The sequence below is a fragment of the Streptosporangium sp. NPDC050148 genome, assembly GCF_055586505.1.
This window is the reverse complement of record NZ_JBVJIA010000028.1, coordinates 13,604-29,613: the sequence shown is the minus strand read 5'-3', so window position 1 is coordinate 29,613 and position 16,010 is coordinate 13,604. Positions and strand designations below refer to the sequence as shown.

The 16,010-nt window shown below is 72.2% G+C and carries 13 protein-coding genes and 1 pseudogene; 13 read left to right on the top strand and 1 reads right to left on the bottom strand.

Annotated features, from left to right (window positions below):
- Window position 1: 1 nt before the first annotated feature.
- The 13 genes and pseudogenes from alaS (at window position 2) to ACZ6RT_RS27610 (ending at window position 14,659) form a co-directional block, all read left to right on the top strand.
- A complete protein-coding gene (gene alaS, locus ACZ6RT_RS27670; protein WP_470157029.1) occupies window positions 2-2,671 on the top strand; it encodes an alanine--tRNA ligase in 2,670 nt (889 codons plus the stop codon).
- A gap of 49 nt (window positions 2,672-2,720) precedes the next feature.
- Window positions 2,721-3,155, top strand: a pseudogene (gene ruvX, locus ACZ6RT_RS27665) (Holliday junction resolvase RuvX); the annotation flags it as partial.
- A gap of 161 nt (window positions 3,156-3,316) precedes the next feature.
- Window positions 3,317-4,354 (top strand): endolytic transglycosylase MltG, encoded by a 1,038-nt coding sequence (gene mltG / locus ACZ6RT_RS27660; protein ID WP_470157028.1) that lies wholly within the window; start codon window positions 3,317-3,319, stop codon window positions 4,352-4,354.
- 163 nt (window positions 4,355-4,517) lie between these two features.
- Window positions 4,518-5,693 (top strand): endolytic transglycosylase MltG, encoded by a 1,176-nt coding sequence (gene mltG, locus ACZ6RT_RS27655; RefSeq protein WP_399196067.1) that lies wholly within the window; start codon window positions 4,518-4,520, stop codon window positions 5,691-5,693.
- Window positions 5,690-6,514: a shikimate dehydrogenase gene (locus tag ACZ6RT_RS27650; protein ID WP_470157064.1), complete on the top strand. Its 825-nt coding sequence runs from the start codon at window positions 5,690-5,692 to the stop codon at window positions 6,512-6,514. The genes mltG (ACZ6RT_RS27655) and ACZ6RT_RS27650 overlap by 4 nt, the downstream gene beginning before the upstream one ends.
- A gap of 368 nt (window positions 6,515-6,882) precedes the next feature.
- Window positions 6,883-7,620, top strand: a complete 738-nt coding sequence (infC, locus tag ACZ6RT_RS27645; RefSeq protein ID WP_470157063.1) for a translation initiation factor IF-3 — start codon at window positions 6,883-6,885, stop codon at window positions 7,618-7,620.
- A gap of 130 nt (window positions 7,621-7,750) precedes the next feature.
- Entirely contained in the window at window positions 7,751-7,945 is a 195-nt protein-coding gene (gene rpmI / locus ACZ6RT_RS27640) for a 50S ribosomal protein L35 (protein WP_030920046.1), read from the top strand.
- A gap of 24 nt (window positions 7,946-7,969) precedes the next feature.
- Window positions 7,970-8,353: a 50S ribosomal protein L20 gene (rplT, locus tag ACZ6RT_RS27635; RefSeq protein WP_012892552.1), complete on the top strand. Its 384-nt coding sequence runs from the start codon at window positions 7,970-7,972 to the stop codon at window positions 8,351-8,353.
- A gap of 85 nt (window positions 8,354-8,438) precedes the next feature.
- Window positions 8,439-9,275: a TrmH family RNA methyltransferase gene (locus tag ACZ6RT_RS27630; RefSeq protein ID WP_470157027.1), complete on the top strand. Its 837-nt coding sequence runs from the start codon at window positions 8,439-8,441 to the stop codon at window positions 9,273-9,275.
- A gap of 101 nt (window positions 9,276-9,376) precedes the next feature.
- On the top strand, window positions 9,377-10,414 hold the full coding sequence (locus ACZ6RT_RS27625) for a sensor histidine kinase (protein ID WP_470157026.1): 1,038 nt from the start codon (window positions 9,377-9,379) through the stop codon (window positions 10,412-10,414).
- Between the two features lie 121 nt (window positions 10,415-10,535).
- Window positions 10,536-11,585, top strand: a complete 1,050-nt coding sequence (gene pheS / locus ACZ6RT_RS27620) for a phenylalanine--tRNA ligase subunit alpha (protein ID WP_470157062.1) — start codon at window positions 10,536-10,538, stop codon at window positions 11,583-11,585.
- Window positions 11,585-14,188, top strand: a complete 2,604-nt coding sequence (locus ACZ6RT_RS27615; protein WP_399196071.1) for a phenylalanine--tRNA ligase subunit beta — start codon at window positions 11,585-11,587, stop codon at window positions 14,186-14,188. The genes pheS and ACZ6RT_RS27615 overlap by 1 nt, the downstream gene beginning before the upstream one ends.
- A 225-nt stretch (window positions 14,189-14,413) precedes the next feature.
- The gene (locus tag ACZ6RT_RS27610; protein ID WP_399196073.1) at window positions 14,414-14,659 is read left to right on the top strand and encodes a hypothetical protein; all 246 of its coding nucleotides are present in this window, start codon (window positions 14,414-14,416) and stop codon (window positions 14,657-14,659) included.
- Between the two features lie 10 nt (window positions 14,660-14,669).
- Here the strand turns inward: ACZ6RT_RS27610 and ACZ6RT_RS27605 are convergent, their stop codons facing one another.
- Window positions 14,670-15,950 carry an MFS transporter gene (locus ACZ6RT_RS27605; protein WP_399196075.1) on the bottom strand — a complete coding sequence of 427 codons (1,281 nt, stop codon included), beginning with the start codon at window positions 15,948-15,950 and terminating at the stop codon, window positions 14,670-14,672.
- Between the last annotated feature and the right edge of the window lie 60 nt (window positions 15,951-16,010).

Below are 16,010 nucleotides of genomic sequence, written 5' to 3'. Positions count from 1 at the left end.
CATGGATTCGGCAGAGATCGCCCGCCGCTTCCTGCGCTTCTTCGAGGAGCGTGGGCACACCGTCGTGCCCTCGGCCAGCCTCATCGCCGAGGACCCGACCCTGCTCCTGGTCAACGCGGGCATGGTGCCCTTCAAGCCCTACTTCCTGGGGCAGCAGAAGCCGCCCTACAGGCGGGCCGCCAGCGCGCAGAAGGTCGTGCGGACCCTCGACATCGACGAGGTCGGCAAGACGACCAGGCACGCCAGCTTCTTCCAGATGCTCGGCAACTTCTCCTTCGGCGACTACTTCAAGGACCAGGCGATCCCCTTCGCCTGGGAGCTGCTGACCAGGTCCGAGTCCGATGGCGGCTTCGGCTTCCCCGAGGACCGGCTGTGGGCCACCGTCTACCTCGACGACGACGAGGCCGCCGAGATCTGGAAGAAGGCCGGTGTGCCGGCCGAGCGCATCCAGCGCCGCGACCTGGCCGACAACTACTGGCACATGGGCGTGCCGGGCCCGGGCGGCCCGTGCAGCGAGATCTACTACGACCGCGGCTCCGAGTACGGGCGCGAGGGCGGCCCGGTCGCCGACGAGAACCGCTACCTCGAGGTGTGGAACAACGTCTTCATGCAGTTCCAGCTCAGCGCGGTGCGCAGCAAGATCGACTTCGACATCGCCGGAGAGCTGCCCGCCAAGAGCGTCGACACCGGCATGGGCCTGGAGCGCATGGCCGCGATCCTGCAGGGCGTCGACAACATCTACGAGATCGACACCACGTACAAGATCCTCGACCGGGCGGCGGAGCTCACCCGGACGCGCTACGGCCGCGACCAGCGCGCCGACGTGTCGCTGCGCGTGGTCGCCGACCACGTCAGGACCGGCGTGATGCTCGTCGCCGACGGGGTGCTGCCCTCCAACGAGGGCAGGGGCTACGTGCTGCGCCGCATCCTGCGCCGCGCCATCCGCAACCTGCGCCTGCTCGGCGCGGGCGAGGAGCGATACATGCACGAGCTCACCGCGGTGACCGTCGAGGTGATGGGCGAGCAGTACGCCGAGCTCAAGGCCGACGCCCCGCAGATCCACGGCGTCATCGACGCCGAGGAGGCCTCCTTCCTGGGCACCCTGCGCACCGGAACCGCGATCTTCGACGTGGCCGCCGAGGAGACCAAGCGCAAGGGCCGCGCCGCGATCGCCGCCGACCAGGCCTTCCAGCTCCACGACACCTACGGCTTCCCGATCGACCTGACCCTGGAGATGGCCTCCGAGCAGGGGCTGCAGGTCGACGAGGAGGGCTTCCGCCGGTTGATGAAGGAGCAGCGCGACCGGGCCAAGGCCGACGCCGCCGCCAAGAAGACCGGCAACGCCGACATCTCCATCTTCGGGACGATCCTGGAGAAGACCGGCAAGGTGGAGTTCCTGGGCTATGACCAGGTGACCGCCGAGGCCGAGGTCATCGGCCTGCTGGTGGACGGCGCCTCGGTGCCCGCCGCGGGCGCGGGCACGTCGGTCGAGGTGGTGCTGGGCCGCACCCCGTTCTACGCCGAGGGCGGCGGCCAGCTCCCCGACCAGGGCGTGATCCGCACCGGCGGCGCCGAGGTGGAGATCGTGGACGTGCAGTCCCCGGTCCCCGGGGTCGTCGTGCACCGCGGCAAGGTCCGCTCCGGCGAGATCCGCGTGGGCGACCAGGCCCAGGCCGAGATCGACGTCGAGCGGCGCCGGGCGATCTCCCGCAGCCACACCGCCACCCACCTGGTGCACCGCGGCTTCCGCAACGCGCTGGGCGAGACCGCCGCGCAGGCCGGTTCGGAGAACTCGCCGGGCCGCTTCCGCTTCGACTTCACCGCCGCGGGCGCGGTGCCGCCCAGCGTGCTGCGCGACGTCGAGGACGAGGTCAACGCCGTGCTGATCAACGACCTCAAGGTCAACGCCTTCCACACCTCCCAGGCGGAGGCGCGTGCGATGGGCGCCCTGGCCCTGTTCGGCGAGAAGTACGGCGACACCGTCCGCATCGTCGAGGTCGGCGAGTACTCCCGCGAGCTGTGCGGCGGCACCCACGTGGCCAGCTCCGGGCAGCTGGGCCTGGTCAAGGTGCTGGGCGAGGCCTCGATCGGCGCGGGCGTGCGCCGCGTGGAGGCCCTGGTCGGGCTGGACGCCTTCCGCTTCCTCGCCAAGGAGAGCGTGCTGGTCGCCCAGCTGTCGGAGCAGCTCAAGGCCCGCAGGGAGGAACTGCCCGAGCGCATCGAGGGCATCGTGACCCGGCTGCGCTCGGCGGAGAAGGAACTGGCCGGTCTGCGCTCGGCCCAGGCGCTCGCCGGAGCGGGACAGATGGCGGAAAGTGCCCGTGATCTGCACGGAGCAGCCGTCGTCACCCACCGCGCGCCTGATGGCACTTCTCCGGACGATCTGCGTAAGCTCGCCCTGGACGTACGCGGCCGGTTGCCGGGCGACCGCGCCGCGGTCGTCGTGATAGCCGGTGTCCCCGGCGACCGGCCGGTCGTCATCGCCGCGGTGAACGAGGCGGGACGCGACCGGGGGCTGAAGGCGGGCCTGCTGGTCGGCGTCGCCGCGAAGGCGCTCGGAGGTGGTGGTGGCGGCAAGGACGACGTCGCACAGGGCGGCGGGGTTCGCCCCGAGGAGATCGGCGAGGCACTCGCCGCCGTCGAGCGGACGATCGCGCAGACGCTCTCCTGACGGGGTACGACACCCTCACGCCGCATCCGGCAGGAGGGTGGAGACGATGATGAGGAACGGCGTTCGGCTCGGGGTCGACGTCGGCTCGGTCCGTATCGGCGTGGCGCGCAGCGACCCCTCGGGGGTGCTGGCCACGCCGGTGGAGACCGTCCGGCGCGGCCGGGGCGACCTCGACCGGCTCGCGGAGATCGCGGCCGAGTACGAGATCGTCGAGGTGGTGGTCGGCCTGCCGACCTCGCTCTCCGGGCGGGAGGGGCCGGCCGCCGAGGCGGCCCGCGACTTCGCGGGCAGGATCGCGGCGCGGCTGGCCCCGGTCCCGGTCCGGCTGTTCGACGAGCGGCTGACCACGGTCACCGCCCAGCAGGGCCTGCGGGCCAGCGGGGTGCGGGCGAAGAACCAGCGCGCGGTGGTGGACCAGGCCGCCGCGATCGTCCTGCTCCAGGCGGCGCTGGACGCCGAGCGCGCCACCGGCAGGCCCCCCGGCGTCCCCGTGACGCCGCCACGCGACGGGACGCCACGCGGCGGGGCGGCCCGCGGCGCCGGGCAGGAGAGCGCCGCCGGTCCGGGGGACCGGGACGTCATGGGCGGTCCCGGGAGCGGGGCCGGTGAGACGTCCGGTCGCGGACCGGCCGGCGGAGCCGTCCGATGAGCGGCCCGCGGCCGATGTGGCCGCTGCTGGCCGGGGCGGGCGCGCTCGTGGTCGCCGCGGGGGCCGCCGGGCTCATCGTGGTCCGGCCCTACCTGGCGCCCGCCGACTTCGAGGGACAGGGGTCCGGCCAGGTCGTGGTGGAGATCCCCCGGGGCGCGAGCGCCGCCGAGATCGGGCGGACGCTGGCCGACGCCGGGGTGGTGGCGAGCGCCAGGGCGTTCGTCAGGCGGGCCGAGGAGCAGGACAGGACCGACACACTGCACCCGGGCCGCTTCAGGATGCGCAGGGGCATGGAGGCGGCGGCCGCGCTCGACCTGCTGGCCGCGCCCGGGTCGCGCATGGTGCGCACCGTCACGATCCCCGAGGGGCTGCGCCTGCCCGAGCTGCTCGACCGGCTCGCCGAGGACACCGACCTGCGCCGCGCCGACCTGGCCAGGGCCGCCGCCGACGAGCAGGCGCTGGACCTTCCCCGGTACGCCGGGAGCGCGGAGGGCTTCCTGTTCCCGGCCACCTACGAGATCGAGGCCGGGACCACCGCGCCCGAGCTGCTCGCCGCGATGGTGGAACGTTACAAACAGGTCGCCGAGGCCATCGGCCTGAAGGACCGGGCCGAGCGGAGGCGGCTGACGCCGCTGCAGGCGGTCACCGTGGCCAGCATCGTCCAGGCCGAGGGGGGCCGGGACCCGGACTACCCGAAGATCGCTAGAGTGATCTACAACCGGATCAGGGCCGGGACGCCCCTCCAGCTGGACACCACGGTGCTGTACGCGCAGCGGCGCAGGACCCTGGAGGTGTCCCAGAAGGACACCGAGATGAGGTCGCCGTACAACACCTATCTCCGTCCCGGCCTGCCGCCCGGGCCCATCGCCAACCCCGGAGAGAAGGCATTGATCGCGGCTCTCCAGCCAGATCAAGGTGATTGGTTCTGGTTTGTGACCACCAATCCGGAGCATAGAATCACGAAATTCACTGACAAAGAGAGTGAGTTTGTGAGATACCGGGAACAGCTGAACAGATACCTCGGGAAGCGTTGATGCCCGGCGGAACACCCCCCGTTCCGCGGCGAGCGGCGTCCCGCGTCCCCGGACCGGACGGCGGTTCCCGCAGCGGCGGGACGTCCGGCAGGATGCCCCTCTCCGGTTTGGCGGACTCACTTGACGCCATGCCGTCCTCAGCGGGAGATTGGCCAGCGTCTCTATGAACGATCTCGATATGGACTTCCTGGTCGGCTCCGACGACGAAGGTCGGTCGCGCCGCGGCTCCCGCGCGTCCTCGGGCCGCGAGCCCGGCGAGCGGCGGGGACGCCGGCGCAGGCGCCGCCGCAGCCGGGGCCGGTTCCTCGCCCCGATGCTGGCGATCATCGTGCTGCTGGGAGGGATCGGCGCCGCGGGTTTCTACGGCTACACCTGGGTGCGCGACGTGATGACCCCCGACGACTACACCGGCAAGGGCTCCGGTGAGATCGTCGTGGAGATCAAGGACGGCCAGAGCGCCTCCCAGATCGCGCAGACCCTGCAGGACCAGGGCGTGGTGAAGAGCGCCAGGGCCTTCGTCGACGCCGTCGGCCAGGCGGGCAAGAGCTCCTCGCTGCAGCCCGGTGAGTACACCATGCGCAAGCAGATGTCGGCCGCCGAGGCCGTGAAGCTGCTCGACCCGGGCAAGCGGCTGCTGGAGCGGGTCACCCTCAAGGAGGGGCTGCGCCTGGCCGACACCCTCAAGCAGCTGTCCAAGCAGACCGGCAAACCGCTCAGGGAGTTCCAGCAGGCGGCCAAGAACGGCGAGGAGCTCGGCCTGCCGGCGTACGCCAGGGGCAGGCTGGAGGGCTACGCCTTCCCGGCCACCTACGAGATCAGGCCGAAGATGACGGCCTCGGAGATCCTGACCGCGATGGTCGACCGCTTCAACCAGACCGCCGACAAGGACGACCTGCAGTCCAAGGCCAGGGAGCTCGGTCACACCCCGCACGAGATCATGACGATCGCCAGCATCGTGCAGGCCGAGTCCGGCACCCAGGAGGACATGGGCAAGGTGGCCCGCGTCATCTACAACCGCCTCGACGGCACGCCCCGCCGCAAGCTGGAGATGGACAGCACGGTGATGTACGGGCTGAACAAGTACGGCATCGAGTCCTCCGGCAGGGACCTGGAGAGCACCTCGCCCTACAACACCTACAGGTTCGAGGGGCTGCCCCCCGGCCCGATCGCCAACCCCGGCGACGACGCCATCCAGGCGGCGCTCAACCCCACCAAGGGCGACTGGGTGTGGTTCGTCACCACCTGTCCGGGCAAGCGCATCACCAAGTTCGCCTCGCTGGAGTCGGACTTCCTGGCGCTCAAGGCCGAGTACGAGCGGAACAAGGTGAACGGGTGCTGAAGGCGGCGGTGCTCGGATCCCCGATCGTCCACTCGCTCTCCCCGTACCTGCACCGCGCGGCCCACCGTGGCATGGGCCTGCACGACTGGCACTACGAGGCGATCGAGTGCGACGAGGCCGCCCTGCCCGGCCTGATCGCCGGGTTGGACGGCACCTGGCGCGGGCTGTCGCTGACCATGCCGCTCAAGCGGGCCGTGCTGCCGCTGCTCGACACCGTCTCCGAGCTCGCCCTCCAGGTGGGCGCGGCCAACACCGTGATCCTGTCCGAGGACGGGCGCCACGGCGACAACACCGACGTGTACGGCATCGTCGAGGCGCTGGCCGAGGCCGGGGTGACCGCGCCCCGCGCGGCGACCGTCCTGGGCGGCGGCGCGACCGCCTCCTCGGCCCTGGCGGCCCTTCGCCGCCTCGGCCTGGGGGAGGCCACCCTCGTGGTCCGCGACCCGGGCAGGGCCTCCACGACCGCCGAGGCGGCCGAGCGGCTGGGCGTGAACCTGACCGTGCAGTCCTTCGACAAACTCGAGGCGGCGCTGGAGGTCGACCTGGTCGTCTCGACCCTGCCCTCCGGCGCCGCCGACGACCTGGCCGGCACGCTGGAGCGGGTGCCCGCCCTCTTCGACGTGGTCTACGCCCCCTGGCCCACCCGGCTGGCGGCGGCCGTGGCCGGCCGGGGCGGGACCGTCGTCGGCGGGTTCCCGATGCTCCTGCACCAGGCGGTCCGGCAGGTCGAGCTGATGACCGGCCGCGCGGACGTGCCGGTGGAGGCCATGCGCGAGGCGGGCAAGGCCGAGATCGTCAGGCGCGCCGCCCCGGCCGAGTGACCGGGCCCGCCGGCGTCTCGGCGTCTCGGCGTCTCGGCGTCTCCGCTTTTCCGTGTCCCGGGACCTCCGGGCCTGCCGAGGTCCCCGGACGCGGACGTCCCGGCGCGGAGCGGGATGATTCTGAGTGAGCACGCGGTTGTGGTAGAGTAACGACTCGATCGGTCCGGCGTGCCTGCTGGACGCGCAAGCGGAGGTCGCCCTCCCACCTCGTCGGCCGCAAGGCTGACAGGTCAGGATCACACCGGGTGACTCCCGGAGAGCTTACGGCGTGAAGCCCTCGGTTCATGTGACCCCGCATGCGTGACGTGCGGGGCATCTTGCGTTCGACACCCTCGGCAAAGGGTGCGCGTCCGCGACCTCCCGGCACGATCGAGCATGTTGCGGCCTCCTGCCGGGAGGCCGCGGATCGCAACCTAGGAGGCCCCATCAGCGCCGAGCCCCGCATCAACGACCGCATTCGTGTGCCCGAGGTCCGCCTCGTCGGCCCGAACGGCGAACAGGTGGGCATCGTCTCCATCGGCGATGCCTTGAAGCTGGCTCAAGAAGCCGACCTCGACCTGGTCGAGGTCGCGGCAACGGCTCGCCCGCCAGTGTGCAAGCTCATGGACTACGGCAAGTTCAAGTACGAGTCCGCGATGAAGGCACGTGAGGCGCGCCGCAACCAGGCGTACACCATCATCAAGGAGATCAAGCTCCGGCCGAAGATCGACCCGCACGACTACGAGACCAAGAAGGGTCACGTGGTGCGGTTCCTCAAGGCCGGGGACAAGGTCAAGGTCACCATCATGTTCCGCGGCCGGGAGCAGTCCCGGCCCGAGCTGGGCTTCCGGCTCCTGCAGCGGCTGGCCGAGGACGTGACGGAGCTCGGCTTCGTCGAGTCCCAGCCCAAGCAGGACGGCCGTAACATGATCATGGTGATCGGCCCGCACAAGAAGAAGGCAGAGGCCAAGGCCGAGAAGGCGGCGGCCAAGGCGCGGCATGACGAGGACGCCTCCGGTGACGCGTCCCGGTCCGCGGACGAGACGCAGGCCGGCGACGGCGGCAACGCCGACGACGCCGGCAGCCCGGTCTCCGTCGGCGGAGCGGTGGCGGCCCCGCAGGAGTAACTCGCATAGCCTGGATTTTCAGGTAGTCGCGAGATCAAGCCGAGACCGGGTCCGGTCTCGCAGTCAGGCATGCCCTTGACTCGGGTTACCGGCCCGGGACATCGGCGCGATCGAGGGAGAGACGGCCGAAATGCCGAAGATGAAGACGCACAGCGGTGCGAAGAAGCGGTTCAGGCTCACGGGTTCCGGCAAGCTCGTGCGTCGTCGCGCCAACCGCGCGCACTACAACGAGCACAAGCCGTCCACGTTGACGCGTCGTCTCAAGCCCGAGGTCGTGCTCTCCGACGCCGACTCCAAGAAGATCAAGAAGCTGCTCGCTAAGTAACCGCCCCCGGGGAGATAGATACACATGGCACGCGTGAAGCGGGCGATCAACGCCAAGAAGAAGCGCAAGGTCGTTCTCGAGCGGGCGAAGGGCTACCGGGGTCAGCGTTCCAGGCTGTACCGCAAGGCCAAGGAGCAGATGCTCCACTCGATGACGTACGCCTACCGCGACCGCAAGGACCGCAAGGGCACCTTCCGTCGTCTCTGGATCCAGCGGATCAACGCCGCCGCCCGCCAGAACGGCATCACCTACAACAGGCTCATCCAGGGCCTGCGGCTCGCCTCCATCGAGGTCGACCGCAAGATCCTCGCCGACCTCGCGGTCAACGACGCCGCCACGTTCGCGACGCTGGTCGAGGCCGCCAAGAAGGCGCTCCCGGCCGACGTGAACGCGCCGGTCGCCGGCTGAGCCAGCCGGTCGAGCAGGGCACTGACGACGATGCGGCCCGCAGCTTCACTGCTGCGGGCCGCGTTCGCATTCTTGGGGGACGGGCATGGCCGGGTCTGAGCTGACCAACATCAAGTCACCGCGGGTCAAGGCCGCGCGAAGGCTGACCAAGCGGGCCTTCCGGGACCGCGACCGTTCCTTCCTGGCCGAGGGGCCGCAGGCGGTCCGCGAGGCGCTGGCGCTGGACGGCGTGGTGGTGGAGCTGTTCGCCACCGCCGAGGCCGAGGCGCGCCACGCCGACCTGGTCGCCGCCGCCACCGCGGCGGGGGTGCCGCTGCTGCGGGCCAGCGGCGAGGTCATGGCCGAGCTGGCCCAGACCGTCACCCCGCAGGGCCTGCTGGCCGTGTGCCGCTTCGTGCACGTGCCCCTGGAGACCGCGGTGACGCCCGGCTCCGCGCTGGTGGCCGTGCTCGCCCACGTGCGCGACCCCGGGAACGCCGGCACCGTGCTGCGCACCGCCGACGCCGCGGGCGCCGACGCGGTCGTCTTCACCGACGCCTCGGTCGACCCCTACAACGGCAAGTGCGTACGGGCCAGCGCGGGCAGCCTGTTCCACCTGCCGGTCACCACCGGCGCCGGGGCCGGGCAGGTGGCACGGCACCTCAAGGACTCCGGGTTGCGCGTGCTGGCCGCCGACGGCGCGGGCGAGCTCACCCTGGACGACGTGGACCTGTCCGGCCCGACGGCCTGGATCTTCGGCAACGAGGCGTGGGGGCTGCCCGAGGACATCCTGGCCCTGGCCGACGAGGTCGTCAGGGTGCCGATCCACGGGCGGGCCGAGAGCCTGAACCTGGCGACCGCCGCCGCGGTCTGTCTGTACGCATCTGCCCGATCTCAGCGCACCGCTCCCGCCGGCGTCCGGCGACCGGCGCCCGCGGGCTGACCGGTGGTACGGGAAACCCGCTATTGTCGGCCATGTAGCGTCGAGGAGGCGGGGTCGTGCACGGCGAACACACCGGTGGGCGGAGCGCCGATCCCGTTCCCATGATCGACGCTGACGAGCTCCCCGACGGTCTCGTGGTGGCCGACGGGGACGGCCACGTGCTCACCGTCAACCGGGCCGCGACCCGCCTCACCGGGGTCACCCGCGAGCGGGCCACCGGACGGCACCTGCGCGACGTCTTCTCCTTCCGCGACCAGGACGGGCGCGACTGGTGGAAGTGGCTCGACACCTACGGCGGCCTGCCCACCCGCTCCCGCCAGCCCGAGCTGCCGCTGCGCACCCCGGGCGGGCAGGAGATGCTGGTGGCCGCCCGCCTGGTGCGCGAACCCGCGCGGGGCGGCAAGGTCGTCCGGGTCGTCATCACGCTCCGCGACGCCGGGGCCCGCGCCCGCCTGGAACGCAGCCGCGCCGACCTGGTCTCCACCGTCGCCCACGAGCTGCGCTCCCCGCTGACCAGCGTCAAGGGGTTCACCGCGACCCTGCTGGCCAAGTGGACCCGCTTCACCGACGACCAGAAGCTGGTCATGCTGGAGACGGTGAACGCCGACGCCGACCGGGTGACCCGGCTGATCACCGAGCTGCTGGACGTCTCGCGCATCGAGTCGGGACGGCTGGAGATCCACCGCCAGGTGGTCGACATCCCGGCCAGGATCTCCCGGATCATCGCGGGCCGGGTGGCCGCGGGCGAGCCCGGGGACCGCTTCGTGCTCGACGTGCGCGGCGAGCTGCCCGAGACCTGGCTCGACCAGGACAAGATCGATCAGGTGCTCGCCAACCTGATGGAAAACGCGGTGCGTCACGGGCGCGGTACGGTGACAATAGTGGTCGAACCAAGCGAGTGGGGAGTGGCCGTGTCCGTCCGTGACCAGGGAGAGGGCATCCCGCCCGAGCTGGTCACGCGCGTCTTCCGGCAGTTCTGGCGGGGCAACGCCCGCCGCCGCGGCGGCACCGGGCTCGGCCTGTTCATCGTCAAGGGGCTGATCGAGGCGCACGGCGGCACCATCTCCGTGCAGCGCGGGCCGGACGGCGGAGCCGAGTTCCGATTTATGGTGCCCACCGGCACCCCGGACTTCGCCTGAGCGCGGATGTCGGCCCGGTGGGCTCACCCGACTAGACTCATGGCCGCTCAAGCCCTGGATTCGGAGCCCTCTTGTGTCAAACTACGACCCGGTCGAGGTGACCCCGCTGCACGCCGACGAGATGGCGCGCATGCAGGCCGACGCGCTGGAGGCCGTCAAGGCCGCGCGTGACCTCGAAGAACTGAAGCGGGTGCGCCTCGCGCACGCCGGCGACCGCTCGCCGATCGCCCTGGCCAACCGCGAGATCGGCGTCCTGCCCCCGGCGGCCCGCGCCGAGGCGGGCAAGCGCATCGGCGGCGCCCGCAAGGCCGTCGCCGAGGCCCTGGCGCGGCGGCAGGCCGAGCTGGAGGCCGAACGCGACGAGCGGGTCCTCGTCGAGGAGACCGTCGACGTCACGCTGCCCACCGGCCGCGCCTCCCGGGGCGCCAGGCACCCGCTGACCACCCTGCAGGAGCGCATCGCCGACACCTTCGTCGCGATGGGCTACGAGGTGGCCGAGGGTCCCGAGCTGGAGGGGGAGTGGTTCAACTTCGACGCCCTCAACATCTCCGCCGACCACCCCGCCCGCTCCGAGCACGACACCTTCTTCGTGGAGTCCGTCGACTCCGGCAAGGTGCTGCGCACCCAGACCTCCCCGGTCCAGGTCAGGGCGCTGCTCGGCAGGCCGCTCCCGGTCTACGTGATCTCGCCCGGCAAGGTGTTCCGCACCGACGAGCTCGACGCCACCCACACCCCGGTCTTCCACCAGATCGAGGGGCTGGCGATCGACGAGGGCCTGACCATGGCCCACCTCAAGGGGACCCTGGACCGGTTCGCCGAGGTCATGTTCGGCGAGGGCATCACCACCCGGTTCCGGCCCAACTACTTCCCGTTCACCGAGCCCTCCGCCGAGATGGACCTGCGCTGCTTCGTCTGCCGCGGCGCCTCGGCGACGCCCGGCAACCCGCCCTGCCGCACCTGCAGATCGGAGGGGTGGATCGAGTGGGGCGGCTGCGGCATGGTCAACCCGCGGGTGCTCATCGCCTGCGGCGTCGACCCGGCCCGCTACAGCGGCTTCGCCTTCGGCATGGGCGTCGAGCGCACCCTGATGTTCCGCCACAACGCCGAGGACATGCGCGACATGGTCGAGGGAGACGTCCGCTTCACGCTCCCCTTCGGAATGGAGATCTGATGAAGGTCCCGATCTCATGGCTGCGGGAGTACGTCGATCTGCCCGCCGTCACGGCGCACGAGATCGCCGAGAAGCTCACCGCGGCCGGGCTCAAGCTCGAGTCGGTCGTCTCCTACGGCCACGACATCAAGAACGTCGTCGTGGGCGAGGTCGTCTCCATCGAGACGCTCGAGGGCTTCAAGAAGCCCATCCGCCACTGCCGGGTCGAGGTGGGCGAGGCCGCCCCCCGCGAGATCGTCTGCGGTGCCACGAACTTCTCGGCCGGTGACCGCGTCCCGGTCGCGCTGCCCGGCGCCGTGCTGCCCGGTGGCTTCGAGATCGCCTCGCGCAAGACGTACGGGCGGCTGTCGGACGGCATGATCTGCTCGGAGTCCGAGCTCGGCGTGGCCGAGTCCTCGCCCGGCATCCTCGTGCTGCCCGAGGGCACCCCGATCGGCGCCGACGTGGTCGAGCTGCTCGGCCTGCGCGACGACGTGATCGAGCTGGAGATCACCCCCGACATCGGCTACGCCCTCTCCGTCCGGGGCGTCGCCCGGGAGGCCGCCACCGCCTTCGGCTCGGCGTTCGCCGACCCGGCCGACGTCTCCCCGCCGGAGCAGGGCGGGGTGCCCTCGGGCACCTCCTACCCGGCCTCGATCGCCGACCCCTCGGCCTGCGACCGGTTCGTGCTCCGGCGGATCCGCGGGTTCGACCCGTCGGCGCCGAGCCCGCTGTGGCTGCGCGCCCGGCTGGTCCGCGCGGGCGTGCGCCCGGTCTCGCTCGCGGTCGACGTCACCAACTACGTCATGCTGGAGCTCGGCCAGCCGCTGCACGCCTTCGACGCGGCACGGCTGACCGGCGAGATCGTGGTGCGCAGGGCCGAGCCCGGCGAGACGCTGGAGACGCTCGACCACGTGACCCGCGCGCTCCACCCCGAGGACGTCCTGATCACCGACGCCTCCGGCGCGATCTCGATGGCCGGCACCATGGGCGGCCTGAACACCGAGATCTCCGACGCCTCCACCGACGTCGTGATCGAGGCCGCCCACTTCTCGCCCAGCGGCGTCGCGCGCATGTCGCGCCGGCACAACCTGGTCAGCGAGGCCTCCAAGCGCTTCGAGCGGGGCGTCGACCGGGAGCTCCCGCTGCAGGCGTCCTGGCGCGCGGCCCGGTTGCTGGCCGAGCTCGGCGGCGGCACGATCGAGCCGGGCGTCACCCACGCCGAGGTGGACGTCGAACCGGTCCGTATCGCCGTCCCGAGCGGCTACCCGGGCAGGGTCGCGGGCATCGTCTACGACCGCGAGACCGTGATCCGCAGGCTGGAGCAGGTCGGCTGCGCGGTCGAGAGCCTCGCCGGGGCCCCGTCCCCGGACGGCTCCGTGCAGGGCACCCCGGGTGAGGGGCCGGCCGCCGGCACCGCGGCCACCGGCGACGCCGCCACCGGGGGGATCGCCGCCAAGCTCGCGGTCACCGGTGACGACATGCTGCTGGTCACCCCGCCCTCGTGGCGGCCCGACCTGACCGACCCGAACGACCTCGCCGAGGAGGTCATCCGGCTGGAGGGCTACGAGAACCTGCCCTCGATCCTGCCCACCGCCCCGGCGGGCGCCGGCCTCACCGAGAGCCAGCGCCTGCGCCGCCGGGTGGGCCGCGCGCTGGCCGCCGCGGGCTACGTCGAGACCCTCGCCTACCCGTTCAACGGGGAGCGCGACTTCGACGGCCTGCAGCTGCCCGCCGGCGACGCGCGGCGGGCGGCCGTACGGCTGGCCAACCCGCTCAGCGAGGACGAGCCGCTGATGCGCACCACCCTGCTGCCCGGCCTGCTCAAGACGCTGGTGCGCAACGTGGGCCGGGGCGCGGGCGACGTGGCGATCTTCGAGATGGGGCTGGTCTACCGGCCCTCCCCGGACGCGCCCGCGACCGCCCCGGTGCTGGGCGTCGACCGCAGGCCGACCCCCGAGGAGCTGGCCTCGATCGAGTCGGCGCTGCCGGCCCAGCCGCTCCGGGTCGGGGTCGTGCTGGCCGGGGAGTTCGAACCGTCCGGCTGGTGGGGCAGGGGACGGCCGGCCGACTGGGCGGACGCCGTGGAGGCCGCCCGCCTGGTGGCCGCCGAGGCGGGCGTCACCCTGGAGGTCCGCGCGGACCGCCACGAGCCCTGGCACCCGGGCCGCTGCGCCGCGCTGTACGCCGGCGACGTGCTCGTCGGCCACGCCGGCGAGCTGCACCCGCGCGTGGTCGAGGCCTACGGCCTGCCCCCGCGCACCTGCGCGATGGAGCTGGAGCTGACCCGGCTGGAGCCGCTGATGGCCGGCCCGCCGCAGGCGCCGTCCATCTCGGGCTACCCCGTCGCGAGCCAGGACGTCGCGCTCGTGGTGGAGGCGACGACGCCGGTGGCCGCGGTGGAGGCGGCGCTGCGCGAGGGCGCGGGCGAGCTGCTGGAGTCGATCCGGCTGTTCGACGTCTACACCGGGGCCCAGATCGGCGAGGGCCGTACCTCGCTGGCCTACGCCCTGCGCTTCCGGGCACCGGACCGGACGCTCACGGTGGAGGAGACCACCGCGGCCCGGGACGCGGCCGTGGCCCTGGCCGCCGAGCGCACCGGCGCCCGGATGCGCGGCGCCTGACCGGTTCACGGGTTCACGGGTTCACGGGTTCACGGGTTCACGGGTTCACTGGGGCCCGGGGCGCATGCCCCGGGCCCCTCGCGGTCCTCACCGGGACCCGTTCCTTCCGGCCGGGGTCCCGCGTTCCCGGTGGGCCTTCCCCGGGAGGCGACGACGACGTACCCGCGGGCCGCTCACCCGGGGCGGGAAGCCGTTCCCGCCCCGCGAAGGACCAGGGAGGGGACGATGAGGCACCTGCTGGTGTTCGCCGGGCGCGACGACGCCGAGGAGGTCGCCGAGGTCGTGGCCGGGGAGTTCCCGGCGCTGGGCGTGCCCGCGGTGGTCAGGGAGACCCTCGCGGGCGAGGACGACGCCGAGGACGCCCAGTGGCTCGTGGTGGTCGAGGACCCCTCCGGGACACTGCCGCCGGAGGGCGTGACCCGCCTGGACGCGCTGGCCGAGGAGTACGAGGGCTGGCGCGAGACCGGATGAGTCAGGCGGGTCAGGCGGGAGCGGTCTTCTCGCGACGGGCGCGTTCCCTGAGCGCGTACTCGTCGGTGCGGGCGTCGTAGCGGCGGAAGGCGGGGAGCAGCGCGGCCATCGCGGCCACCGCCCCCACGCAGAGCAGGCCGCCGACGCCCAGCGAGAAACGGGTCCCGCCCAGGTTGGCCATCAGGCCCGCCCTGGCGTTGCCGAGCATCGGGCCGCTCATGTAGGAGAGCAGCTCGATGCCGGCCAGGCGGCCGCGGAACTCGTCGGGGATGGTCTGGTTCCAGATGGTGGAGCGGAACACGCCGCTGATCATGTCGGCGGCCCCGGCCAGCGCCAGGAAGGCGAAGATGCCCCAGACGGTCGGCATCAGCGCCGCCAGCGCCACCGCGACCCCCCACACGGCCGCCGCGATGATCACGCCGAGGCCGTGCCGGTGCACGTGCCGGGTCCAGCCGGAGGTCACCGAGGCGATCAGCGAGCCGACGGCCGAGGCGGAGAAGAAGAGCCCCAGCGCGTTGGGGGCGCCGACCTCGTCGGCGAGGAACGGGTAGAGCGCGGTGGAGAAGGCGAAGATCATCGCGGCGATGTCGACCAGGTAGGTGCCCATCAGGTCGGGGCGGCGCACCGCGTAGCGGACCCCGTCCACCAGCGCGCTCAGCGACGCCGGGGGAGCCTGTTCGGACCGGGGCTGGGCCCGTACCGCCCAGAGCAGGACCAGGGACGCCAGGAAGGTCACCACGTTGATCCCGTACGCCACCGCGACGCCGAACCAGGACGCGATGAGGCCGCTGAGGGCCGGGGCGACGATGGCGCCCAGGTTCCACCGGAAGGCCGACAGGGCGGCCGCCGCGGTCAGCTGATCGTGCCTGACCACGCGCGGCAGCAGCGACTCCAGGCTGGGCCGCTGCAGGCTGCCCAGCCCCGCGGACAGGGCGCCCACCACGTACAGCACCCAGACCTGCGGATCGGGCAGCAGCGCGTTGACGGTGAGGACGAGGACCGTGAGGCAGAGTCCCACCTCGGTGTAGATGATGATCTTGCGCCGGTCGAGCGCGTCGGCGATCGCCCCGCCCCACAGGCCGCAGACCACCATCGGGACGAACTCGGCCACGCTGACCAGGCCGACCGCGAGGTAGGAGCCGGTGAGCTCCTTCATCTGCAGCGGGACCGCGACCAGGGTCAGGAAGGTCCCGAACATCGTGATCACGCCGGATCCGAAGAGCAGCCGGAAGTCGCGGGAGTCGCGCAGCGGGCTGAGGTCCATCGACAGCCGGCGCAGGAGCGTTCTCATCGACCGATCAGGATTTTCCGACACGGACAGCCAGTCTCGACGCTGGACGATCCGAAGGCA